Origin of the sequence: Sporosarcina sp. P29 (assembly GCF_002743265.1) — a bacterium.
Lineage (GTDB): Bacteria > Bacillota > Bacilli > Bacillales_A > Planococcaceae > Sporosarcina.
Map to the genome: position 1 here is coordinate 259,217 of NZ_PDYX01000003.1, position 23,659 is coordinate 282,875.

Genomic DNA, 23,659 nt, shown 5'->3' on the forward strand with positions numbered 1-23,659 from the left:
CATCAGAGAGGAGCGATTTTATGTTTTCTACATTAGAAAGATCAAGCAGAATTCAGGACTTGAGAAACTTTTCATTCGATGTTTTAGTTGTCGGTGGAGGGATTACAGGTGCCGGAATCGCATTGGATGCGGCTGCAAGAGGATTTTCGGTTGCCCTAGTTGATATGCAAGATTTTGCGGCGGGAACATCTAGCCGTTCAACTAAACTGATACATGGCGGTTTACGCTATTTAAAACAACTAGAAGTGAAAATAGTGGCAGAAACGGGAAAAGAACGGGAAATTGTCTTCCGTAACTCTCGTAACATTACCAAATCAAGACCGATGCTATTGCCGATTTATCAAAAAGGAACGTATGGCAAGTATTCCACTTCTGTCGGGCTTCTCGCCTACGACCTACTGGCGGGTGTAAAGCCGGCAGAACGACGGGAAATGTTGACGAAAGAAGAAACAGCTGAACTTGAACCATTACTGAAAAAGGAACGCTTAAAAGGTGGCGGGTATTATGTGGAGTATCAAACCGATGATGCGCGCTTGACGATTGAAGTACTGAAGAAAGCGGCAGAAAAAGGCGCACTTTGCTTGAATTATATGAAGTGCGAACAATTCAACTTTGAGAAAGATCGAATCGTTGGAGCAGTATTAAGTGATCAACTAACCGGTGAACGATTTTCCGTAGGGGCTTCTATGGTGATCAACGCATCTGGTCCGTGGGTAGATGAGTTGCAGCAGAAAATTAGCAGCAAACATACGAAACAATTGCATATTACGAAAGGTGTCCATATCGTAGTAGATCAATCTATCTTCCCGTTGCAACAAGCAATCTATTTTGATAACTCGGATGGTCGTATGTTATTTGCTATTCCACGGGATAATAAAACGTATATAGGAACGACTGATACATTTTATACCGAGGATAAACAGCATCCTATAGCGACCGAAGAGGATATACATTATATTATCGATGCGGTTAGTGAGATATTCCCAAGCATTCATCTTCAACGTCAACATGTAGAATCTACGTGGGCAGGAATTCGTCCATTGATTGCACAAGAAGGTAAGGACGCCTCTGAAATCTCACGAAGAGATGAAGTGTGGGAAACAGTTCCTGGATTGCTGACGATTGCAGGAGGGAAGTTAACAGGCTACCGTCAGATGGCGGAAGTCGTAGTGGATCGAATTAGTGAACAGCTAGTAAAGCCATCTATCAAGCGATGTGAAACGAAGGATATCCCCGTTTCAGGAAGTGATTTCATAGACGATGAAGCGTTGAAGCAATTTATTGACCTACAAGCGGAAAGAGCACCTAAATTCGGCTTAACTCCACAGCAAGGAGCGCGTCTTGCTTCATTTTACGGAAGAAATAGTGATGAAGTTTTCCAATTAGCCCACTCGATTTCAGCAGAAGAGAACAATTTGCCGATAAGTTTACGCGCAGAGATCTTATATGGAATTCATCATGAAATGGTCACAACGCCAAGCGATTTCTTTATCCGCAGAAAAGGTGATTTATATTTCCAAATCGATGTTGTAGAAACATTAGCGACACAAGTAACCGACTATATGGCAAAGTTGTTGCAGTATACAGACAGTGAGAAAGCCACTCATGAAAACGATTTGCAAAATGCGATTGCGGAAGCGAAGGGAAGTGTAAGTTCATGACAGACCAATGGATAGCAATGCGTGACGGGACAAAAGTGTATGGGACAAGTTATACACCGGAGACTGAGCCGATTGGCCGTGTGCACATCATTCATGGATTAGCAGAACATAGCGGACGCTATAAAAGATTCGCACAGTACTTGCAGTCGCAAGGGTATGTCGTGACGTTGCATGACCAAAGGGGACACGGTAAGACAGCTATAGAAAATGGGCATGTTTACGGCTATATAGGTGAGTCTGCTACATTCGACCAATTGGTAGATGATGCATTCGAAGTGAATCAATGTTATCAACTACAATACCCGGAACTTCCCGTTGTACTACTCGGTCATAGCATGGGTTCATTCGTTGCTAGGCGCTATATCCAGCTTTATAGTCAGACGATTAGTCAAGTGATCTTATCGGGCACTGGTTCTAATTCTGAGTTCACTGCACATGCTGCGATTGCGTTGGCTGCGTATAGGGAAGATAAGTTCCCTAAAGAGCAACCGGATGTGTTTTTGAACAACTTGGTCTTCGGCAATTATTCGAAACAATTTCCTGATGAAGGTGAATTTGCTTGGCTATCGCGCGATGTAGAAAGCGTGGCTGATTACGAAGAGGATGAGGCATGTGGTTTCGTACCGACTGCTCAACTATTTCGTGTGTTGCTTGAAGGAATGAATTCAATGGAAGTGCCTGAATTTTTGTTGAATATTCCGAATGAACTACCGATTTTATTATTCTCAGGTACAGATGATTTAGTAGGAGACCGCGCTAAAGGTGTGTGGAAAGTAGCCAAACAATTCGACAAAGCGAAACAACAGCAAGTTACTGTTCAGCTCTATGAAGGCGGAAGGCACGAGATGCTTCAGGAAACCAACTACAAACAAGTGTATATGACTATCGTAGAATGGATGAAACGACATGAACTTACCCGTTGATGTACTAGCAGTAGTAGGACCGACTGCTTCAGGGAAAACAGCGCTTAGCATAGCCCTGGCAAAATTGTTTAATGGAGAAATCATTAATGGAGATGCTATGCAAGTATATAAAGAATTGGATATCGGCACAGCAAAGATTCATCGTTCTGAAATGCAAGGAATTCCACACCATTTCTTTGATGTAAAAGAACCAACAGAATCGTTTTCCGTAGCGGAATATCAACTAGCGGTGAGACAATGGATAGCGGATATTCAATCTCGTGGAAAACTACCTATTATTGTTGGTGGCAGTGGAATGTATGTTCAGTCCGTTTTGTTTGATTATCGATTTACAGAACAAGCCGCCGACCCTGAAGTGCGAGCGCGCATAGAACGGGAACTTGAACTAGAAGGCGCAGATGTCTTGCACGCGAAACTTGCAGAATTAGATGCGAAAAGTGCGGAGAAAATCCATCCGAATAATCATAGACGTCTAGTGCGTGCGCTAGAGATCCTTGAAGTGACGGGTCAAACAAAGCAAGACCATGAACAGCAACAAGGAAATCAGCCGATGTATCATTCTGTAATTATTGGTCTGGATCTTCCCCGTGAACTACTCTATGAACGAATCGATATGCGTGTGGAACAAATGGTTCAAGCGGGTTTGTTTACAGAAGTACAGCAACTCTGGAATAAAGGGATTCGGCACACTCAATCTGTACAAGCGATAGGTTATAAAGAACTGATTTCCTATTTTGACGGACAATTAACAAAAGAGCAGGCAATAGAAGCGGTAATGAAAAACACACGTAATTATGCAAAAAGGCAGCTGACCTACTTTCGTAATAAATTGCCTGTCCAGTGGGTAGATGCTAATCAGTCGGGGGAAGAAGTTTTTCAAACAACCTGTAAGATAATAAAGGATTTTCAGAAGTGAGTATGGAATAACTAAATAACAGGGACGAGGAGGCAATCGAATGGCACAAGGAAATATGCAAGATACGTTTTTGAATTCTTTACGGAAGAACAACACATTCGTGACAATCTTTTTACTAAATGGTTTTCAACTAAAGGGTCTAATCAAGTCGTATGATAATTATACGGTTCTATTGGAAACAGACGGTAAGCAACAGCTTATTTATAAGCATGCGATTTCTACGTATGCCCCTGCAAAACCAGTTATTTTAAAAGACGAACTATAAACAGGCGCTTGCCTGTTTTTTTGTTGTCTTTCATTTGGTATATACACTTCATCTGGTAAAATAGAATATGACAAAATGAAATGAGGTACTACACATGCAAATAACACCCATAAATGATGAATTACTGATTAAATCACAAGAAGCGGAGGAACTAATTGCTCCGTACGTGAAGACAGTAGAAGAAATTGCGTTTTTTAACCAAAGAAAAGTCTTACAAGCATTCAAAAAAAATCAGGTAAGCGACTTTCATTTATCCGGCTCTACAGGTTATGGTTATGATGACAGTGGCCGTGATGTATTGGAACAAGTATACTCAGATGTATTCGGAGCGGAAGACTGTCTTGTCAGAAATCAAATTATCTCAGGCACGCATGCCATTACAATTAGCTTGTTTGGGATATTGCGTCCGGGTGATGAACTTCTTTATATTACGGGTAAACCATACGATACGTTGGAGTCTATCATTTCCGGCAATGGCAAAGATACGGGTTCACTAGAGGACTTTCACATTTCTTATCAGCATATTGATTTGAAAGAGGATGGCTCTGTTGATTATGAGAAAGCCAAAGTGACGATTTCATCGAAGACGAAAGTCGTAGCAATCCAACGTTCGAAAGGTTATTCAAGCAATCCATCATTCAGAATCCATGAAATTGAAGCGATTATTAAGGAAATCCGTAAAATCAAAGAAGATGTCGTGATATTTGTAGATAATTGCTATGGAGAATTTGTGGAAATGAAAGAGCCCGTAGAAGTTGGAGCAGATCTGATGGCAGGATCGCTCATCAAAAATCCAGGCGGCGGACTTGCCAGAACAGGTGGATACATAGCAGGTAAGAAAGACTTGGTTGAGAAGTGTGCATATCGAATGACTTCTCCAGGCCTTGGAGCTGAGGCAGGAGCCTCACTAGATACGTTACTTGAGATGTACCAAGGATTCTTCTTAGCCCCACACGTAGTAAGTCAAGCGGTCAAAGGCGCGCTATTCACATCGGCATTTTTCGGTAGCTTTGGTATGGATACCACACCGCATTACAGTGAGCTTCGAACGGATTTAATCCAATCAGTGAATTTTTTAAACGCCGAACAAATGATTGCATTCTGTCAGATGATCCAGCAAAACTCACCAATTAATGCTCAATATGCACCGGAGCCATCCTATATGCCCGGTTATGCCGATGACGTCATAATGGCAGCGGGTACGTTTATTCAAGGCTCCAGTATCGAATTGACAGCTGACGGCCCAATTAGACCACCCTACACAGCATATATTCAAGGTGGATTGACCTATGAGCATGTAAAATCCGCAGTACTAGATTCTATGGAACAATTGCTTGAAAAGAAGTTGGTATAAAAAAAGTGTATCGAGAACCTATTAAGGTTTCTCGATACACTTTTTTGTTGATTAATGAATCATACGGAAAACACCAATCACTTTTCCTAAAATAGAAACTTGATCTACAATGATTGGCTCCATAGAGGAGTTTTCTGGTTGGAGTCGGAAATAGTCTTTCTCTTTAAAGAAACGTTTAACTGTCGCTTCGTCTTCTTCTGTCATAGCTACAACGATTTCACCATTACTTGCGGAGTGGGTTTGTCTGACAATCACACGGTCTCCGTTTAAGATGCCAGCTTCAATCATACTATCTCCTACAATCTCTAACATGAAGATTTCATCCTCTGATGAACCGAATGTATCCGGCAATGGGAAGTACTCTTCGATATTTTCAATTGTCGTAATTGGATTACCAGCTGTAACTTTACCAATCAATGGCACATGCATAACGCCACTCTTTAACTCGTCCAGTCCTTCAGGATCCAAAATTTCAATGGCACGAGGTTTTGTCGGATCCCGGCGTATAAAACCTTTACTTTCGAGCCGTGATAAGTGACCGTGAACCGTGGAACTTGATGCAAGACCGACAGCTTCCCCAATTTCACGAACGGAAGGGGGGTAACCTTTTAAACGCACTTCATCTTTTATGAAAGCAAGTATTTCTTCTTGTCTCTTTGATATTTTCTTCAACAGATTCACCTCTTCTACTAGTTTGCGAGCAATGGAATACTGAACCACTATTTTGAATATAGTATAACATGTGTTCGATTAGTAATCAAACAAAGGTTCTAATTTTGCTTGACATGGAATCATATGTTCTCTTATAATTAAGAACAGGTATTCCGAACGTGCATTCTAAATGCGCAAATTAGAGGAGGAGTTATTATGGAATTTGTTAAAGAATTTATTAAAAACAATTATTATTTCGCTGTATTATTAATAGTATGTGTGTCATTTGCCTGGGTTCAATTCGATAAAATAGCCGTGGAAGATCACTATATGGAAATCGTTGTTAATGAAGGAGATACACTATGGCAACTGGCTTCTAACTACTCAGAAGATATACCAACCACTCATTGGATCGAACAGGTACGTTCATTAAATGAATTGCCTACCGATCAAATCGTTTCAGGTGAATTACTGCGTGTGCCTGTTAAAATTAATAAACAAACAGATATCCGGGTGGCTGAAATAGGAGTGGGAACTAAATGACAGAAAAGACGTGTGTAATATACTGCCGAGTGAGTACAGAAAAAGAAACACAAGAGCAGTCTATTGTAAGGCAGCAGGAAGAACTAGAAAAGTTAGCTACTGAGTTATCCTATGATTGTGTTGGAATTTACACAGATCGGCAGAGTGGGTATGATATGGATCGTGAAGGCCTTCTATCCATGTTGGATCAAATCCAAAATGGTTTAGTGGATGCAGTATTCATTCAAGATGAGACACGATTAGGTCGAGGGAATGCAAGGGTCGCGATATTGCATGTAATTGCAAAAAGTGAAACGGCTGTGATTACCAATCATTCAAACGGTACAATAGAACTGAATGAAATGGATTCCATGTTACTAGAAATTCTCGCAATCGTAGAGGAATATCAACGTAAACTACATAATGCAAAAATACGTAGAGGGATGAAGCGTGCTGTTGACAGAGGCTATGATCCATCAAAGAATCTGCGGAATATTGATCAGGGACCGGGGCGTGAAAGACTTGAACTACCAATAGAAGAAATTGTCTCGCTTCGCAACAAAGGTCTCACATACGAAGAAATTGCAACGGTATTGAATGGACTTGGCCATGCTGTCAGTAAAGCGACGGTTCATAGAAGATATAAAGAGTTTATTGCACAAGAACACTAATAGGTTGCACTTTTCCTTCAGGTTGTTTACATTTTATTAAACGACTAACTTATGGAGGGTTTTAAAGATGCTATCAGAAAAGAAAATAAAACGTATTAATGAATTGGCGAATAAAAAGAAAACAACAGGATTATCGATCGAGGAGGCAAAAGAACAGACGCGGTTGAGAAAGGAATACTTGGAATCATTCCGTTCAAGCATGCGTGAAACAATCGAATCGGTCAAAGTAGTAGATCCTGAAGGAAATGATGTAACACCTGAAAAAGTTAAACTAGCGCGAGCGAATCAAAAGCCGCTAAATTGATGATAGGTAAAGGATTAACATTGTAATTAACTCTAGAATTGACTACACTAGAGAAGGAATATGTACTATAAAACACTCATATGAGACAGGACGGAAAGGATGTACAGCATGACCGAAAAAATCGATCAACTGGCAATAACGACAATCCGAACATTATCAATCGATGCAATTGAAAAAGCAAATTCTGGTCACCCGGGATTACCGATGGGCGCAGCACCGATGGCGTATACACTATGGACACAACATTTACACCATAATCCATCAAACCCACAATGGTTCAATCGTGACCGTTTTGTACTTTCAGCAGGACACGGCTCCATGTTACTTTACAGCTTGTTGCACTTAAGTGGCTACGGTTTGACTATTGATGACTTAAAGAACTTCAGACAATGGGATTCAAAGACACCTGGACATCCGGAGTATGGACACACTGCAGGAGTTGAAGCGACAACAGGACCACTTGGACAAGGGATTGGTATGTCCGTTGGTATGGCAATGGCTGAAAAACATCTTGCGGCAACGTATAACAAGCCCGGTTTCGATATTGTCGATCACTACACATATGCACTTTGCGGTGATGGAGATTTGATGGAAGGTGTGGCGGCAGAAGCAATTTCTATGGCAGGCCACCTTCAATTGAATAAACTGATCGTGCTATATGATAGTAACGATATTTCTTTAGATGGCGATTTAGATATGTCGTTCTCTGAAAACATTAGAAAACGCTTTGAATCATATGGCTGGAACTATGCACGCGTAGAAGATGGCAATGATACAAAATCTGTTTCAGATGCAATTGAAAAAGCAAAAGGCAATACAGGAGGACCGACAATCATTGAAGTGAAAACTGTCATTGGTTACGGATCACCAAATAAGTCTGGTAAAGCAGATGCACACGGTGCACCGTTAGGTGAAGATGAAATGGCGCTTACGAAAGAGTATTACAAGTGGACATTTGAAGAAGACTTCTACGTTCCAGAAGAAGTTTATGACCGTTTTAATTCAGCAACAGATCAACTGGGTGTTCAATCAGAGAATCAATGGAATGAACTATTCGCAAGCTACGAAAACGAACATAAAGAATTGGCAACACAGTTTAAATTAGCGATGGCAAACGAACTTCCAACTGATTTAAAAGAACAAATGCCAGTTTATGAAGCAGGTGCTTCTGTAGCGACTCGTTCAGCATCTGGTGAGTCAATCAATGCATTAGCGAAAGCAGTTCCGGCATTATTTGGTGGTAGCGCGGACCTTGCGGGTTCAAACAAGACAACGATTAAAAATGCAGGTGATTTCACTGCAGACGACTATGCGGGCCGTAATATATGGTTTGGTGTTCGTGAATTCGCTATGGGGACTGCTCTAAACGGCATGACTCTTCACGGCGGAGTGAAAGTATTTGGTGGAACATTCTTCGTGTTTAGTGATTATGTACGTCCTGCTATTCGATTGTCTGCATTAATGGGCTTACCCGTAACATATGTATTCACACATGATAGCGTAGCGGTCGGAGAAGACGGACCTACTCATGAACCAGTTGAGCAATTGGCTTCATTACGTGCAATGCCTGGATTGTCTATCATCCGTCCTGCTGACGGAAATGAAACATCTGCAGCATGGCATATAGCTGCTACTTCAAAAGACACACCAACTGTCTTAGTCTTGTCTAGACAAAACCTTGAAGTATTGCCTAAATCACAAGAACTAGCGATGGAATATGTACCAAAAGGTGCGTATGTCATATCACCTGCTTCTAAAGAGCAAGCAGATGGTTTACTGCTTGCAAGCGGCTCGGAAGTAAGTCTTGCAGTTGAAGCGCAGAAAGCTCTTAAAGAACAAGGTATCGACGTCGCTGTCGTCTCCATGCCTTCATGGGATCTATTTGAGAAACAGGATCAAGCGTACAAAGATTCTGTTCTTCCAAAGAACATCAAGAAGAGAGTAGCGATTGAGATGGGAGCTTCCCTTGGCTGGCATAAATACTCAGGCGATGAAGGAACTGTCATGGCAATTGATACATTTGGTGCAAGTGCGCCAGGCGACTTAGTCATTGAAAAGTATGGCTTTACTGTAGAAAATGTTGTAAGAGAAATGACAAATCTATTAAATAACTAAGCATACGCAACACACGGCTCTTTCTATCAAAGAGCCGTGTGTTTTTTTGCGCAGCTTTACGACAATAATAGTGATGAAGTTTTCCGCAAACTGACACGATTTACTGAGGACAAGTTCTATGATAGACAGTAGGAGGTGTTCGTTATGAGGAAGTATGAAATTTTCAAGATCAAGTCAGCGTATCAGTCCTTCATAATGGGACGTGAACGATTATTATTTGAGCTGCTAACAGTAGGTCCTTCTACGAATTATCAAGAAATTGAATATTTATGTGATCGGTTAAATCAAAGAGAACTAGATACTATTATTCAGAATAACTTGGCAAAAAGTTTTGATGAATTGGATTCATATCATAATGAATATCGATTGACACACTTAATCAAGGGAGAAGTATTCATCAAAATGGGTACGCACAGTATACAGGTGTATTGCCAAGGGTCACGCATGTTGGATTTAGATTTATTTGTAGCACTATCCACTTCAACTGATCGTTTTTTTGCGGTGATGAATGAACAGCAAGAATGCGGCTGGCTCAAACCACTTAAACACTCTGAACGCATGATACTAGAAAATTCGATGATGTAAAAACTTCCGCACAATTTGCGTACAGTCATTGCTATTCACTGCTGCTATGTTGTATAATCCTTCTTGGTAGTATGTAATCGAACTATTTTTATGAGGGGGGTTTGGCAGTAATGACTTTATGGATAGCAATTTTATTGATCGTCGTCGCTTTGATCGGCGGAGTAGCTCTCGGCTTTTTCATAGCACGTAAATATATGATGAATTATTTGAAGGACAATCCGCCAATTAATGAACAAATGTTACGTATGATGATGATGCAAATGGGACAGAAACCTTCACAAAAGAAAATTAACCAAATGATGGCTCAGATGAGCAAGGTTCAAGACAAGCCAGCTAAAAAAAAATAAGTAAAACTCCGTGAATAGCAGAATTGCTAACACGGAGCTTTTTTATTTTCTATTGTATAGCATTATCAAGAATATAAACGAAAACGACTGAGGAATGTTTGAACCGTTTGCAGATATTCATCTGGATTGTCATTATATGATTTAGCGTGAGCACCTTTTGCGAAAAGCTTCATCATTTTATCGCCTTCTTTTAATTCGTATAACTCTTCCGTCATTTGAGGCAAAATGAATGTGTCTTCCATGCTATGAATGAATAATACGGGTTTATCAATAAACTTCATCACTTCGCGGGGGGAAACAGCTGCAGAAGTATAACCATCACGAATCTTCAAAAACAAATTGGCGATTCGCAAGCTCATTGAGGTCTTAAAAGGCATCTCTGTACGAATGATATGCAATAGTTGCTCTGAGAAATCAGAAAATGGACAATCAGATATATAGAAATCCGCCTCATCTTCATACGTACCTGCGTACAACAGCGTAGTGGCAGCTCCCATAGATTCTCCATGGATGCCAATTAAAGCGCGCTTACCTACACGTTCACGAACAGCTGTCACAACTTCTTTTAAGTCTATTTTTTCATAAAATCCAAAACTTGTTGTTTTGCCGCCAGAATCGCCATGCCGCCGATGATCAAAAATAACAGAATTAAATCCTAAACGTTCAAACAGTCGTGCATATTTGATAGAATTCACTTTATTTTCTGTTACGCCATGACAAATGACAACCGTTCGTGTTGTATCTAAAGGTCGCAAGAAGATCGCGCGTAAGTTATAGCCGTTAGGTGAGGGAATCCAAATATCATCTTTTCTTATAGTTTCAAACCACTGACGATCAAAGCGTTTAGCAATCATTTCACGCTGCAAAATAACTTCTGAGTCTTTTGTTTTTAAATACATTAGACGATTAGTGAGAAGAATCCCGAAAATTGTAAGAAACGCTGTCATCACACTTGACGCTATACCGACAATATACACTACTCTACGTTTCACCAAAATCCTCCTTTCTATTTACTTCTTCGTTTATATAAGTTATACATCGCCGTTTCAATGGGACGTGACAGATAAGGTGCAACTTCATCTACTGCTGCACATATTTTATCCAGATCAATCCCTGTTTCTACATTGATTGACTGCAAAAGATATAACGCATCTTCCGTTGCGACATTACCTGTAGCGCCAGGTGCAAAAGGACAGCCACCAAGACCACCTGCAGATGTATCGAATCGATCAACACCTGCTTGTAAGGAGGCGTAAATATTAGCTAATCCTAATTTACGGGTATCATGGAAGTGTGCTGTAATTAAAATATTTGGAAACTGTTTTTTTAGTTCTCGAAACAAAGTATAGCTGGCTAAAGGGTTGGCCATACCGTCAGTATCTGCCACACTTAATTCATCTACACCCATATCGACAAACTTCTTGCAAAGTGCCAGAGTTTGTTCAAGTGGAATAAAACCTTCATACGGACAGTGAAATGCTGTTGAAATACAAGCTCTTACAAAACGCTGATCTATTTTGAGCTGATGGACAATAGGTCGCAACGTCTCCACGCTCTCCGTAGTGGAGCGATTGATATTATGTTGATTGAATGTATCACTCACGCCTACAAACACCGCCATGCTATCTGCACCAGCTTTGAGTGCATTCTCAACACCACGTGCGTTTGGCGTGAGAACAATCTGCCTGCCTTGTTTGCTAACTCGTGCCATAATCTCTTTGGAATCTGACATTTGTGGTACCCACTTTGGTGATACGAAAGAGGTAACTTCCATTTCATGTATACCTGCTTGCTGCAAAGAATGTATAAAAGCTAATTTTTGATCAGTAGGAATACTGTTTTTTTCATTTTGTAAGCCATCGCGCGGTCCAACCTCGATTAACGTTACGTTTTTTGGTAAGCTATACATAAACATCCCTCCCTCAATCTATTGTACGTAATTAAAGCGAATAAGGGCAATGTATAACCCTTGACAATTATCTGGATAATTTCAATAAGATGTATCTCAATTATCAAATAGAAAGTAGTGTTTACTATGTCAAAAAAACAACGAAAAGCATCGACGAAACAAGAGAGCAAAATCGTAGATGAGTCTGCAACTTCACTTTCAGATTTAATGAGCGATGATATGTTAGCTAAATTAAAAGGAATGAAGCAGGAAATGAAAGTAGAAGAAGAATTAAAATTGGAACAGGAAAAAGAAATACGTATTCAAGAGCGCAAAGAACGTGAGAAAAATAAAAGTTTTGAAGAATTACTAGAGGAATATGGATATGATGGAACCAAGTATTAAAAGTACTACTTAAATAGATGTGGGAATAGCTGTACTAGTAAAATGATTACTATATTAAAAGCCTTTTGCAAAGGAGAGGGAATAATGAAGTTTTTGTATATTACGTATTGTGATAAACTAAATACTCAAAAAGAACCTACATCCCAAAATCTTTTGAAGCGCGTTCATTCAGCTCCAATTGAGCATCCAATTGTTCATTGGGTGCAAAGAAATTTAGAAACTATTGAGAAAACAGGGCCTATTATATATTATGATTTTCCTGAAAAAAAGGTAGAGAGTTTTTATAATATGTTATTAGATGCACATGCGGAAAAAAACAATGATTCTCCAAGACCTTGGAAGTTCTTGCCCATCCCTTCGGAAGAACAGTATGTATATCCGATTGCGCAATATGACAAAGAATATGGCATCACGTATTATGAATCTATATACAAATATATAACGGTTCTTGGGGTCATATTAAATATCTTTGACTTTGAAGCGAATCAATTAATTATACACATTCAATAAGATCGAAGAACGTATCCAGGAGGATCTAAGATGAAACAGCTTGATGTAAGGCTTTATGAATATTTACTAGCAAAATTGCCGGAAATCACTACTTCTTGGCTAGCGATGAGAATAATAGAAAAAGATTCTATTTATTCGCTCAGCGCGCACCCAGAAATGGAAGAAACACTTCGTGAACAAAATAGATTAACGAATTTAACCATCATTAGTAGTTTACTTGATGATCCTGAAATCTTTGAAAAAAACAAAAAAAAATGGGCTGCCGTTGTCGCTCTAAGTAGAGTCAACAGCAATACCCCCATAGAAGAAGTTATAGAGGCGTTAAGTAAACTTCGTTTAACATACTGGCAAATAATAAATGATTTTAAGTTGGCCAATATAGACGACATTAAACTAGAAGATTATATGCGTTGGAGTGAAACGATCAATAGTGCATTTGATCAAATTTATATTAATTTCGCGGAAACCTATAATGAATATATCAACAGCAAGTTTGATATCCAACAAAGCTTAATTAATGAGTTAAGCTCACCCATCATTAAAATTACCGATAAAATTGGTGTAGTACCGCTAATTGGTGATATGGATGAGCTGCGTGCACGTATTATGTTGGAAAGTATTCCGGAGAGAAGTTTAGAGTCTGACATTGAACATTTATTCATTGACTTATCGGGAGTGACCGTAATTGATACACTGGTAGCTCAGAAGATTTTTCAAGTTACAAAAGTGTTATCTCTATTAGGAACAAGATGCACCATTACAGGTATCTTACCGGCAATTGCCCAAGCGTCGACAGAGCTTGGTTTAGATTTTACGAATATCCAAACATTTAGTTCTTTGCAATTAGCTTTCTCAAAAGAATTTATTATTGTAGAACAGTAAAAAGCCAAGTCACTTATGAGTGACTTGGCTTTTAGATTTCACTTATTTTTTTCTTGGAAATCAAGCATGAATTGCTGTAACGCCTGACATGCTTCAAATGGTACTGCGTTGTATGCAGACGCACGACATCCGCCTACAGAACGGTGACCATTTAGCCCGACGAATCCTGCCTCTTTAGCTTCTTGTAAGAATTGTTTTTCCAACTCTTCATCCGCTACACGGAACGTGATGTTCATCAATGAGCGACTTTCTATTTCAGCATGTCCTGTATAGAAACCATTACTGTTGTCGATTACCTCATAGATCAAGTTCGCTTTTTCTTCATTGCGCTTTGCGATTTTTTCCAAGCCGCCTTGTTGTTGCATCCAACCAAGCACTTCACCCAACATGTAAATACCAAATGACGGAGGAGTGTTATATAAAGAGTTGCTAGACGAATGTGTACTATATTTCAAAATAGCTGGAATCGCGCTATTCGCATTATCTAACAAGTCTTTGCGGATAATCGCAACTGTAACACCTGAAGGTCCAAGGTTTTTTTGAGCACCAGCATAAATCATTCCGAATTTACTAACGTCTAATGGTCTTGACAGAATATCACTGGACATATCAGCAATCAACGGAACATTGCCAGTGACAGGGAACTCGTGGAATTGTGTACCGAAGATTGTGTTGTTTGATGTAATATGCACGTACGCATCCGTTTCTTCAAATGTAATTTCTTCTGAAGATGGAACGCGATTATAATTTGCATTTTTTGTAGAAGCAGCTTCATATACTTCACCGATTGTCCCTGCTTCTTTAAGTGCTTTGTCTGACCATGCGCCTGACATAATATAGCTTGCTTTTTTTCCTTTTGCTAAGAAGTTCATCGGTACCATTGCAAATTGTAGACTAGCTCCACCTTGCAAGAATAGTACTTCATAGTTTTCAGGAATTGTGAATAAAGAACGTAAGCGTTCAATTGCTTGATTATGTACTTGTTCATAAGTAGCACTGCGGTGACTCATTTCCATAATAGACATTCCTGATTCTTTAAAATTCACTAGTTCAGCTTGTGCTTTTTCAAGAACTTCTCGTGGGAGAGCGGATGGACCCGCGTTAAAATTATAGACAGACTTTTGATTACTCAACAAACTCACTCCTTCATTAGTTTACAACCCTAAAGTAAAGTATATATGAAAAATCATACATGGGGAATAGCTATCTGCCAATTCGCAATAAATTATTCAACTCAATAAGATGCTCGTCTTGTTTGTTTTGTTGGGGAAATGGGTAAATTGTAATCAAGTAGCATCTACATAATGATGTAAAATTCAGCTCACATAAAGCCGAAACGGGGGAGACAGAATGAAAACAGGTGGACGTAGAAAAAGTTCAAATGTTGAGGATCGAAGAGGGAAGAGTGGTGGAGGCGGAGGTGCGATCGCATTAGGTGGTGGCGGTCTTGGGATTGTCGGTATTATATTGTTTCTTATATTAGGTGGAAACCCAACTGATTTATTAGATAGTAGTTCAGCTGTACCTGATCAACCGTACGTGGAAACCGAACAAGATAAAGAATTGGCAGATTTTGTATCGGTTGTACTCGCGGATACAGAAGACATTTGGTCGGAGTTATTCGCTCAACAAGGAATTCAGTATGAAAACCCTACACTAGTTCTATATTCAGGACAAGTGGATACAGCTTGTGGATATGGAAGTGCAGCTGCAGGACCGTTTTATTGTCCGGGTGATCAAAAATTGTATATTGATTTAGCATTTTATAATGAATTACAAAGTTCGTTTAAAGCACCTGGTGATTTTGCTATGGCCTATGTAGTAGCTCACGAAGTAGGACACCATGTGCAAACATTACTCGGAATTTCAGATCAAGTGATGCCGCTACGTCAAAAAATGAGCGAAGAAGAATTTAATAAATATTTAGTGAGATTTGAATTACAGGCAGATTATTTTGCGGGAGTCTGGGCGCATCATGCAAAGGGACGCGGATATTTGGAGCAAGGGGACTTGCAAGAAGCAATCACTGCTGCGGGTGCGGTTGGTGACGACACGATCCAAAAACGTGCAAGAGGGTACGTTGTTCCAGAAAGTTTCACACACGGTACAGCAAAACAACGAATTTATTGGTTTGAACATGGATTTGAATTAGGTACCATTGATGGTGGGGACACATTTAATCAAACCGAAAAATAAAAGTCGCGAAGGTCATTTTGTTTATCAAAGTGACGTTCGCGATTTTTTTATTTTGTTGCGGCTATGGCAGGCTCAGCTGGAATGATCCCTTCTTTTTCATTTCGTAGTCTTTTAATATCCACTCGTATGAGTAAGGAAATGACTAGAGCAACTGCGAATAAGCTAGCAAAGAACAGTAGGCTACTCTCGTAACTACCTGTCGTATCTTTCATCCAAGCGGCAAACATCGGCCCTGCCACACCAGCAGCAGACCATGCTGTCAAAATATAGCCGTGGATGGCTCCAAGTTGTTTCGTTCCGAATATATCACCAATATATGCCGGAATAGAAGCGAAACCTCCTCCATAGCACGTATAGATTACGGCTAGAATGACTTGGAAAATAATTGCGTTTGTGGTGAAGGGTAAAATAGCGAACAGAACAAGCTGAATGACAAAGAACGTAGTATACGTATTCGGACGTCCGATAAAATCCGAAATCGCAGCCCAGCCAAGTCTTCCGGCCCCGTTAAAAATGCCTAGCACACCAACTAATGCTGCTGCTTGAATAGTCGTCATGCCGATACTATCAATCGCCATTGGTTTGGCAGCGGATAGAATTGCAATACCACACGTGACATTAATAAATAACATTAGCCATAAATAATAAAAGCGTTTTGTTTTGACTGCTTGATTTGCTGTCAATTGAGCAAGATCTTCTTTAACTTCAGTTTTACCTGAACGAACTTTTTCAATGAATCCAGGCGGTGCCCATCCTTCTTCCGGCTTTTCTAGGTAAAGAGAAGAGAGCATCATGATAAGAAAATACGATACACCAAGAATATAAAAAGTGTTTTGTAAACCAACGTTGACAATCAAGTATTCCATGATAGGACTACTAATGGCTGCTGCGAATCCAAAGCCCATGATGGCGAGTCCCGTAGCTAGCCCTCTGCGGTCTGGGAACCATTTGACGAGCGTAGAAACAGGTGCAATATATCCTACACCTAAGCCAATTCCACCGAGCATACCGTAAAAGACATACAGCAAAGGTAATGAAGACATTCCTACTGCCAGTCCGGAACCTGTCACTCCGACCCCGAAGAACACAGCTGCAAGTAATCCTGCTTTTCTTGGACCATATTTCTCTACAAAGTGACCTAAAAAAGCAGCTGATAAACCAAGAAATAAAATGGCTATACTAAACGTTAGCTGTACTTGGCTTGTAGTCCATCCAAATTCTTCAATAAGTGGATTAGTGAAGTTACTCCAGGCATAAACAGATCCGATGGAAATGTGAATACCTACTGCAGATAACGCGATCAACCATCTGTTCTTTGTTTTTTTCATTTGTAGTCCTCCTTTTTAACAAAAAATTTCCACAGTTCTAATTCCAGTAAACAAACCTCTTAACTAGTCGGTGGAGTAAATGAATAGTCGACAGTCCACTAGTTCGCGAAGTGGAAATGAAAGGAAGATAATTAAACAATTACTGGAATGTAACTTAGGATTAAGGAGTATATTATTATCAATTCACAAGATTGTCAATATTACTTTTTCCTGTAGTCGGAAAAAGAGAATTGTCATCCATAACGATTCTTTCAGGATGTGTGTATACGTTAAAGGATCCTCCACGTATGAAACCGACCGTAGTTATTCCTAAATCGTCTGCTAAGCTCAAAGCTAATTCCGTAGGTGCAGATTTTGATAGGACAATTTCACAACCGATCTTGGCGACTTTAAGTAAAATTTCGGAGGAGATTCGTCCACTGAACACAATGATCTTATCTCGCACAGAGATATCGTTCTTTAGACAGTGCCCATAAATTTTATCTAACGCATTATGGCGGCCAATATCCATACGGGATAACAACAATTGATCAGGTACACATAAAGCTGCATTGTGAACACCGCCGGTATGTCGGAACATTTCTGCCTGATCTTCCATTTGATTCATCAAGGAAAATATTTGTACGGGTGTGAGTTTAACAGAGATACTGTCCATCTTTTTCGCTGTCAGTGCATCGTTGGCAAAGATAAATCCTTGTCTGCTCATGCCGCAACAAGATGTGATATACCTTTTATTTTGCAATTGTTCAAAGAATGGATAGGCCTTGTCGGTATCGACGTAAATAAAGCCATTTTCCAGATCAAGACGAATGTCCTTTACTTGTTCCCACTTCGGTACTATTCCTTCTGAAGCTAAGAAGCCTACTGTCATATCCTCGATATATTCTGGCGTACATACAATCGTCGCAAATTCCTTGTTGTTTAGTTTAATTGTGATTGCGTATTCAACTGCAACCGAATCTTCTTTTTCAAAGACTGTCCCATCCTGAAATCGAATAATGGATCGTTGTTGTTGCTGTTCCATAATTCTTCCTCCCTTTTAGTCAATCGATCGATCGAATAAAAATACTGAAACCGCAATATCATCATCAATTTTAAAATCGCTGAATAAATGCAGAAACTTCGCGTCGACTAATTGTTCCAATCCTTCTGGCGGCTCTTTTGCATAGACTGCCTGAATCATGCTAGTTCGCGCGCGGTGGACCATTTCTTTTCCCTCTGGCGTTCCTGCAATGAATTTCTCTGTAGGAGTCAAATTACCGTAGAGTGTAGAGACCACCATATTATCGATAAATATTGTATGAATTCGTTCGGGACCTTTGCCAAATAAGTCTTTTCGTAATTTACGGATGATATCATTAAATTCATGAATTTTCTTCATAGGACACTTCCTTGTAGTATTTACAGAATAGTCTAATTATTTGAGGGTAGCCATTGTATTATACGCTTTATTACTTTATACTAAATACATAACAGATGGAAATCTAGTATGTGATTGCTAGGAGTCCATCAACCTACATGTAATAGTAAGTATGGATTGGTTCTTTAGCAAGTCCTGTTAAGAAACTATTCCACCATAAAAAAATACCGTAATGACGGTTTTTTTATGGTGGATTTTTTATTTGAGAAGGAGGACGCCTGTATGTCAATTTCAATCAATGATAAGATTTTTAACTTCGAACCAGGGTCGACACTCATTCAAATTATCAATGCAAATAAGATTGAGCACCCACAAATATGTTATTTGCCAGAAGTCGATCCAATACAGACATGTGATACGTGTATTGTCGAAGTGAATGGTGAATTAACACGAGCTTGTTCAACACAAGCTGTCGACGGCATGGATGTTAAATTAGCGTCCCCGCGTGCAAAGGAAGCACAAACGGAAGCAATGGATCGGATTTTAGAGAACCATTTACTTTATTGTACCGTTTGCGATAACAACAATGGGAACTGTAAAGTACATAATACCGTGGCACTTATGGAAGTGGAAGAACAAAAATATCCATACGAGCCGAAATGCACGAAAGATGCAGTAGATTTCACTCATCCATTCTACCGTTACGATCCGAATCAATGTATCGCTTGCGGTCAGTGCGTGGAAGTGTGTCAAAACTTACAAGTGAATGAGACGCTTTCAATCGACTGGGAGCGTGATCGTCCAATTGTTCTATGGGATGGCGGAGCGAAGATTAATGATTCTTCTTGCGTAGGCTGTGGCCATTGTATTACGGTTTGTCCATGTAATGCCCTGATGGAAAAAACGATGCTTGGTGAAGCTGGATTTATGACTAAAATGAGTGACGAGCTGATGGAGCCTATGGTGGATTTGATCAAAGATGTAGAACCAGGTTACAGCAGTATCATGGCGATTTCCGATGTAGAATCGGCGATGAGAGAATCTACAATCAATAAAACGAAAACTGTCTGCACATTCTGTGGAGTAGGTTGTTCATTTGAAGTATGGACAAAAGATCGTACCATATTAAAAATCCAACCGGTTTCCGATGCACCTGTCAACCAGATTTCTACTTGTGTCAAAGGGAAATTTGGTTGGGACTTTGTGAATAGTGAAGAACGTATCACAACGCCTCTTATTCGTAAAGGTGACGACTTTGTTGAAGCGTCATGGGATGAAGCATTGGATTTAGTCGCAAAAAATCTAGGTGAAATCCGTGACGAGCATGGCAGAGACGGAATCGGCGTCATCTCCTCGTCAAAAATCACAAATGAAGAGAACTATGTCATTCAAAAATTCGCTCGACAAGTATTTGGTACAAATAACGTAGATAATTGTTCTCGTTACTGCCAGTCTCCCGCGACAGACGGATTATTCCGTACGGTAGGTATGGGTGGAGACGCTGGCACGATTAAAGATATTGCCGAAGCAGGCTTGGTCATCATTGTAGGTGCAAATCCCGCAGAAGGTCATCCAGTTCTTGCTACACGTGTAAAGCGAGCACACAAGCTACACGGTCAAAAGTTAATTGTAGCTGACCTCAGAAAGCATGAAATGGCTGAACGCGCAGATATCTTTATGACACCTCAGCAAGGAACTGATCAAGTATGGCTAATGGCAGTGACAAAATACTTAATCGACCAAGGCTGGCATGATCAGCAATTCATTGACGAAAATGTACTTCATTTTGAAGATTTTAATGAAGTGTTGGATCGCTATACGCTTGAATATGCAGAAAAAGTAACTGGCGTTTCAAAAGAAGTATTAATTCAAACAGCTGAAATGATCCGTGATGCAGATGGTACATGCATATTATGGGGAATGGGAGTTACACAAAATACAGGCGGTTCCGATACTTCAGCAGCAATTTCTAATCTATTGCTTGCATCAGGAAATTATCGTCGTCCAGGCGCAGGTGCTTATCCATTACGCGGACACAACAACGTACAAGGTGCCTGTGATATGGGGAGCTTGCCTGGTTGGTTGCCTGGCTATCAGCATATTACAGACGATGCAGCACGAGAGAAATTTGAACGTGCTTATGGTGTAGAGATAGAAAGTAAACCAGGACTTGATAATATTCAAATGCTTCACTCGATTGATGAAGGTGTTATGAAGGGGATGTACATTGTAGGAGAAGATATGGCACTGGTGGATTCCAATGCAAACTATGTTCATGATGTACTGTCGAAGCTTGATTTCCTTGTTGTACAAGATATCTTCTTCTCACGCACAGCACAATACGCAGACGTCATTTTACCTGCAGTGCCATCACTTGAAAAAGACGGTACATTCACAAATACGGAGCGCCGTGTACAACGACTTTATAAAGCATTGCCGAATAAAGGTGACTCTCGCCAAGATTGGTGGATCATCCAAGAAGTGGCAAATCGCTTAGGTGCTAACTGGAATTACACACATCCAGGTGACATATTTGCTGAGATGACAAGTTTGAGTCCTATGTTCGGAGAAGCTTCTTACGAGATGTTAGAAGGTTGGGGGAGTTTCCTTTGGGGAAGTCTAGAAGGGAAGAACACGCCACTTCTATATACAGATGGATTTAATTTCCCAGACAAGAAAGCACGCTTTGCATTATCGGATTGGATTGAACCAGTAAAGTTCCCTGATGAATTTGATCTTCATATTAACAATGGCCGTATGCTCGAACATTTCCATGAAGGAAATATGACGAATAAATCTGAAGGTATCCAAGAGAAAGTTCCTAATATATTTGTTGAGATTTCACCTGAATTGGCAAAAGAGCGTGGAGTAGTCACAGGTACTTATGTAAGACTTATTTCTCCGTATGGAGCAGTGAAACTACCTGCATTGGTAACAGATAGGGTACGGAAAAATGAATTATTCTTACCGATGAATTCTGTTGATAAGGAATCTGCCATCAACTTCCTAACCGGACCTGCGACTGATGAACGAACGAATACACCCGCTTACAAGCAGACAAAAGTTCGCATGGAAGTGCTCGCGAAGCAAGGAGACAATCCACTACCTAAGAGCAACCACCGTGATAAGAAACGCCATCCTCAAAATGGTGTAGAAGTAGAGCGGAAATGGAATCGACCAGGATATGTCCAATTAACAGATCAATAACTAGTGAGGTGAATATCAATGGCGGCACCCATAACTTCTATTAAAAGAACAGAACGATCCGAATTGGAAATACAGCAGGATAAGTTGGCGGAACTACAGAAACAAATTGCTGAACAGGAAGAGTCTTTGCAGAAAATCATGGAGATCACAGGTGAATTGCATAAGATTGGCGCACTAGACGCATTACAAGCCATGCTTCATTCAAAAGAAAAGATTACCGGCATAGCGTTAGGTCAAGTATCCAGAGAACCTGTCACCAACCTGCTCAATAATTTGATGGCAGGAGCTGGAATTCTAACTGCATTAGACCCAGCCACCATTCAGCAACTCTCAAAAAGTGTCCAAAAAGGATTGTCGGAAGCAGAGCAAGGGAATGATGAAGGTCAGAAAACAGGCGTTCTTCAACTGATGAAAGCTATCAATGATCCTGATATCAATCGTGCGTTAACTTTCGGTATGAACTTCTTAAAAGGGATGGGGAGAGGTTTAGAAAAACCTGCTGAGTAAGATTTTTGCGAAAAACATCACTTTGCTTCATACTGTATGAGAAGCGTTTACACGTTCCCTAGCCTTACTGGCTGGGGAACTTATTCATTACGTAACATTATTTGTAGGAGATGAAAATATGTCGGCCCAAAGTAAAATTGCAACACATTTACAAGAACAATCTACAGCACAGAAAAACATCGGAAGACTGCTTGTGAAATGCTCAGATAAACCGGGAATTGTATCTGCAGTCTCCGCATTTTTGCTACAATATGAAGCAAATATCGTAGAATCCAGCCAATATTCAACTGATCCAGAAGGTGGCATGTTCTATTTACGTATCGCATTCCATTTAGACAATCTAATGGAGAAAAAAGAAGAAATGGAAGAACATTTTAATGACATTGCGAACCAATATGAAATGGACTATCACTTTTCGTACGCCGTAGAACTAAAACGAACGGCGATCTTTGTTTCCAAAGAACCGTATTGCTTAATGGAATTGCTATGGGAATGGCAGAATGGTGATTTAAATACTGACATCGTTGTGGTTATCAGTAACCATGAAGATGCTCGCGGAATGGTCGAAGCACTTGGTATTCCTTTCTACTACATTCCGGCGAACAAAGATATACGCCAAGAAGTAGAGAAACAGCAAGTGAAGTTAATGGAAGAATACGATGTGGACGTACTCGTGTTAGCACGTTATATGCAAATACTAACACCTGAATTCGTTAGTCACTTCCCGAATCAAATTATCAATATTCATCATTCGTTCTTGCCGGCCTTCATCGGTGCGCGTCCTTACGAAAGAGCTTTTGGACGTGGTGTAAAACTGATTGGTGCAACGTCACACTATGTAACGAACGATTTAGATGAAGGTCCAATCATTGAACAGGACATCGAGCGCGTAGATCACCGTGATGATATTGTTCAATTGAAGAAGATTGGACGCACTATCGAGCGACGTGTTCTTGCACGTGCAGTGAAGTGGCATCTTGAAGATCGAGTGATTGTAGAGAATAATAAAACCATTGTCTTCCATTAAGAGACACGAAACCGCCGCTCAAATGAGTGGCGGTT

At 40.1% G+C, this 23,659-nt stretch carries 25 protein-coding genes; 18 read left to right on the forward strand and 7 right to left on the reverse strand.

Features of this window, described 5'->3' with window-relative positions:
* Positions 1-20 precede the first annotated feature (20 nt).
* The 5 genes from CSV68_RS04870 to CSV68_RS04890 all read left to right on the forward strand — a co-directional run bounded on the left by CSV68_RS04870 (position 21) and on the right by CSV68_RS04890 (position 5,119).
* A complete protein-coding gene (locus CSV68_RS04870) occupies positions 21-1,661 on the forward strand; it encodes a glycerol-3-phosphate dehydrogenase/oxidase (protein WP_099661566.1) in 1,641 nt (546 codons plus the stop codon).
* Complete coding sequence (locus tag CSV68_RS04875; protein ID WP_099661567.1) at positions 1,658-2,584, forward strand: alpha/beta hydrolase; 927 nt, start codon at positions 1,658-1,660, stop codon at positions 2,582-2,584. The genes CSV68_RS04870 and CSV68_RS04875 overlap by 4 nt, the downstream gene beginning before the upstream one ends.
* Complete coding sequence (gene miaA / locus CSV68_RS04880; protein ID WP_099661568.1) at positions 2,568-3,500, forward strand: tRNA (adenosine(37)-N6)-dimethylallyltransferase MiaA; 933 nt, start codon at positions 2,568-2,570, stop codon at positions 3,498-3,500. Before CSV68_RS04875 ends, miaA begins: the two co-directional genes overlap by 17 nt.
* A gap of 40 nt (positions 3,501-3,540) precedes the next feature.
* Complete coding sequence (gene hfq, locus CSV68_RS04885; RefSeq protein WP_099633238.1) at positions 3,541-3,765, forward strand: RNA chaperone Hfq; 225 nt, start codon at positions 3,541-3,543, stop codon at positions 3,763-3,765.
* A 94-nt stretch (positions 3,766-3,859) separates the two neighbouring features.
* Positions 3,860-5,119 carry a methionine gamma-lyase family protein gene (locus CSV68_RS04890; protein ID WP_099633239.1) on the forward strand — a complete coding sequence of 420 codons (1,260 nt, stop codon included), beginning with the start codon at positions 3,860-3,862 and terminating at the stop codon, positions 5,117-5,119.
* Positions 5,120-5,170: 51 nt separating this feature from the next.
* Here the strand turns inward: CSV68_RS04890 and lexA are convergent, their stop codons facing one another.
* Complete coding sequence (lexA, locus tag CSV68_RS04895) at positions 5,171-5,791, reverse strand: transcriptional repressor LexA (RefSeq protein ID WP_099633240.1); 621 nt, start codon at positions 5,789-5,791, stop codon at positions 5,171-5,173.
* Positions 5,792-5,986: 195 nt separating this feature from the next.
* On the opposite strand from lexA, the gene yneA reads away from it, so the two are divergent.
* The 6 genes from yneA to CSV68_RS04925 all read left to right on the forward strand — a co-directional run bounded on the left by yneA (position 5,987) and on the right by CSV68_RS04925 (position 10,314).
* Positions 5,987-6,313, forward strand: a complete 327-nt coding sequence (gene yneA / locus CSV68_RS04900; RefSeq protein WP_099633241.1) for a cell division suppressor protein YneA — start codon at positions 5,987-5,989, stop codon at positions 6,311-6,313.
* Positions 6,310-6,963, forward strand: a complete 654-nt coding sequence (locus tag CSV68_RS04905; RefSeq protein WP_099633242.1) for a YneB family resolvase-like protein — start codon at positions 6,310-6,312, stop codon at positions 6,961-6,963. The genes yneA and CSV68_RS04905 overlap by 4 nt, the downstream gene beginning before the upstream one ends.
* Before the next feature lie 67 nt (positions 6,964-7,030).
* On the forward strand, positions 7,031-7,267 hold the full coding sequence (locus tag CSV68_RS04910) for a DUF896 domain-containing protein (RefSeq protein ID WP_099633243.1): 237 nt from the start codon (positions 7,031-7,033) through the stop codon (positions 7,265-7,267).
* A 108-nt stretch (positions 7,268-7,375) separates the two neighbouring features.
* The gene (gene tkt / locus CSV68_RS04915) at positions 7,376-9,382 is read left to right on the forward strand and encodes a transketolase (RefSeq protein WP_099661569.1); all 2,007 of its coding nucleotides are present in this window, start codon (positions 7,376-7,378) and stop codon (positions 9,380-9,382) included.
* A gap of 144 nt (positions 9,383-9,526) precedes the next feature.
* Entirely contained in the window at positions 9,527-9,967 is a 441-nt protein-coding gene (sirA, locus tag CSV68_RS04920) for a sporulation inhibitor of replication protein SirA (RefSeq protein WP_099633245.1), read from the forward strand.
* Positions 9,968-10,077: 110 nt separating this feature from the next.
* Positions 10,078-10,314, forward strand: coding sequence for a YneF family protein (locus CSV68_RS04925; RefSeq protein WP_099633246.1), 237 nt, complete (start codon positions 10,078-10,080; stop codon positions 10,312-10,314).
* 65 nt (positions 10,315-10,379) lie between these two features.
* Here CSV68_RS04925 and CSV68_RS04930 read toward each other — a convergent pair whose 3' ends face one another.
* Both CSV68_RS04930 and CSV68_RS04935 read right to left on the reverse strand, forming a co-directional pair.
* The gene (locus CSV68_RS04930) at positions 10,380-11,306 is read right to left on the reverse strand and encodes an alpha/beta hydrolase (RefSeq protein WP_099633247.1); all 927 of its coding nucleotides are present in this window, start codon (positions 11,304-11,306) and stop codon (positions 10,380-10,382) included.
* A gap of 14 nt (positions 11,307-11,320) precedes the next feature.
* Entirely contained in the window at positions 11,321-12,223 is a 903-nt protein-coding gene (locus tag CSV68_RS04935) for a hydroxymethylglutaryl-CoA lyase (RefSeq protein ID WP_099661570.1), read from the reverse strand.
* 126 nt (positions 12,224-12,349) lie between these two features.
* Here CSV68_RS04935 and CSV68_RS04940 point away from each other — a divergent pair, with 126 nt between their 5' ends.
* From CSV68_RS04940 to CSV68_RS04950, 3 genes are all read left to right on the forward strand, one after another.
* Complete coding sequence (locus tag CSV68_RS04940; RefSeq protein ID WP_099633249.1) at positions 12,350-12,607, forward strand: YqkE family protein; 258 nt, start codon at positions 12,350-12,352, stop codon at positions 12,605-12,607.
* Positions 12,608-12,691: 84 nt separating this feature from the next.
* Positions 12,692-13,117, forward strand: a complete 426-nt coding sequence (locus tag CSV68_RS04945; protein WP_099633250.1) for a hypothetical protein — start codon at positions 12,692-12,694, stop codon at positions 13,115-13,117.
* A gap of 30 nt (positions 13,118-13,147) precedes the next feature.
* On the forward strand, positions 13,148-13,999 hold the full coding sequence (locus CSV68_RS04950; RefSeq protein ID WP_099661571.1) for an STAS domain-containing protein: 852 nt from the start codon (positions 13,148-13,150) through the stop codon (positions 13,997-13,999).
* A gap of 38 nt (positions 14,000-14,037) precedes the next feature.
* Here the strand turns inward: CSV68_RS04950 and serC are convergent, their stop codons facing one another.
* Positions 14,038-15,135, reverse strand: a complete 1,098-nt coding sequence (gene serC, locus CSV68_RS04955; RefSeq protein ID WP_099633252.1) for a 3-phosphoserine/phosphohydroxythreonine transaminase — start codon at positions 15,133-15,135, stop codon at positions 14,038-14,040.
* Between the two features lie 214 nt (positions 15,136-15,349).
* Here serC and ypfJ point away from each other — a divergent pair, with 214 nt between their 5' ends.
* Positions 15,350-16,195 carry a KPN_02809 family neutral zinc metallopeptidase gene (ypfJ, locus tag CSV68_RS04960; RefSeq protein WP_099633253.1) on the forward strand — a complete coding sequence of 282 codons (846 nt, stop codon included), beginning with the start codon at positions 15,350-15,352 and terminating at the stop codon, positions 16,193-16,195.
* 47 nt (positions 16,196-16,242) lie between these two features.
* On the opposite strand, the gene CSV68_RS04965 is transcribed toward ypfJ, so the two are convergent.
* From CSV68_RS04965 to CSV68_RS04975, 3 genes are all read right to left on the reverse strand, one after another.
* Complete coding sequence (locus tag CSV68_RS04965) at positions 16,243-17,523, reverse strand: L-lactate MFS transporter (protein ID WP_099633254.1); 1,281 nt, start codon at positions 17,521-17,523, stop codon at positions 16,243-16,245.
* A 178-nt stretch (positions 17,524-17,701) separates the two neighbouring features.
* Positions 17,702-18,547, reverse strand: a complete 846-nt coding sequence (fdhD, locus tag CSV68_RS04970) for a formate dehydrogenase accessory sulfurtransferase FdhD (RefSeq protein ID WP_099633255.1) — start codon at positions 18,545-18,547, stop codon at positions 17,702-17,704.
* Positions 18,548-18,562: 15 nt separating this feature from the next.
* Positions 18,563-18,904, reverse strand: a complete 342-nt coding sequence (locus CSV68_RS04975; protein WP_099633256.1) for a Na-translocating system protein MpsC family protein — start codon at positions 18,902-18,904, stop codon at positions 18,563-18,565.
* 261 nt (positions 18,905-19,165) lie between these two features.
* On the opposite strand from CSV68_RS04975, the gene fdhF reads away from it, so the two are divergent.
* The 3 genes from fdhF to purU all read left to right on the forward strand — a co-directional run bounded on the left by fdhF (position 19,166) and on the right by purU (position 23,624).
* Entirely contained in the window at positions 19,166-22,090 is a 2,925-nt protein-coding gene (gene fdhF, locus CSV68_RS04980) for a formate dehydrogenase subunit alpha (protein ID WP_099633257.1), read from the forward strand.
* A gap of 18 nt (positions 22,091-22,108) precedes the next feature.
* The gene (locus CSV68_RS04985) at positions 22,109-22,597 is read left to right on the forward strand and encodes a helical membrane plugin domain-containing protein (protein WP_143560984.1); all 489 of its coding nucleotides are present in this window, start codon (positions 22,109-22,111) and stop codon (positions 22,595-22,597) included.
* Between the two features lie 118 nt (positions 22,598-22,715).
* Positions 22,716-23,624 carry a formyltetrahydrofolate deformylase gene (gene purU, locus CSV68_RS04990; RefSeq protein WP_099633259.1) on the forward strand — a complete coding sequence of 303 codons (909 nt, stop codon included), beginning with the start codon at positions 22,716-22,718 and terminating at the stop codon, positions 23,622-23,624.
* The last annotated feature ends 35 nt before the right edge of the window (positions 23,625-23,659 follow it).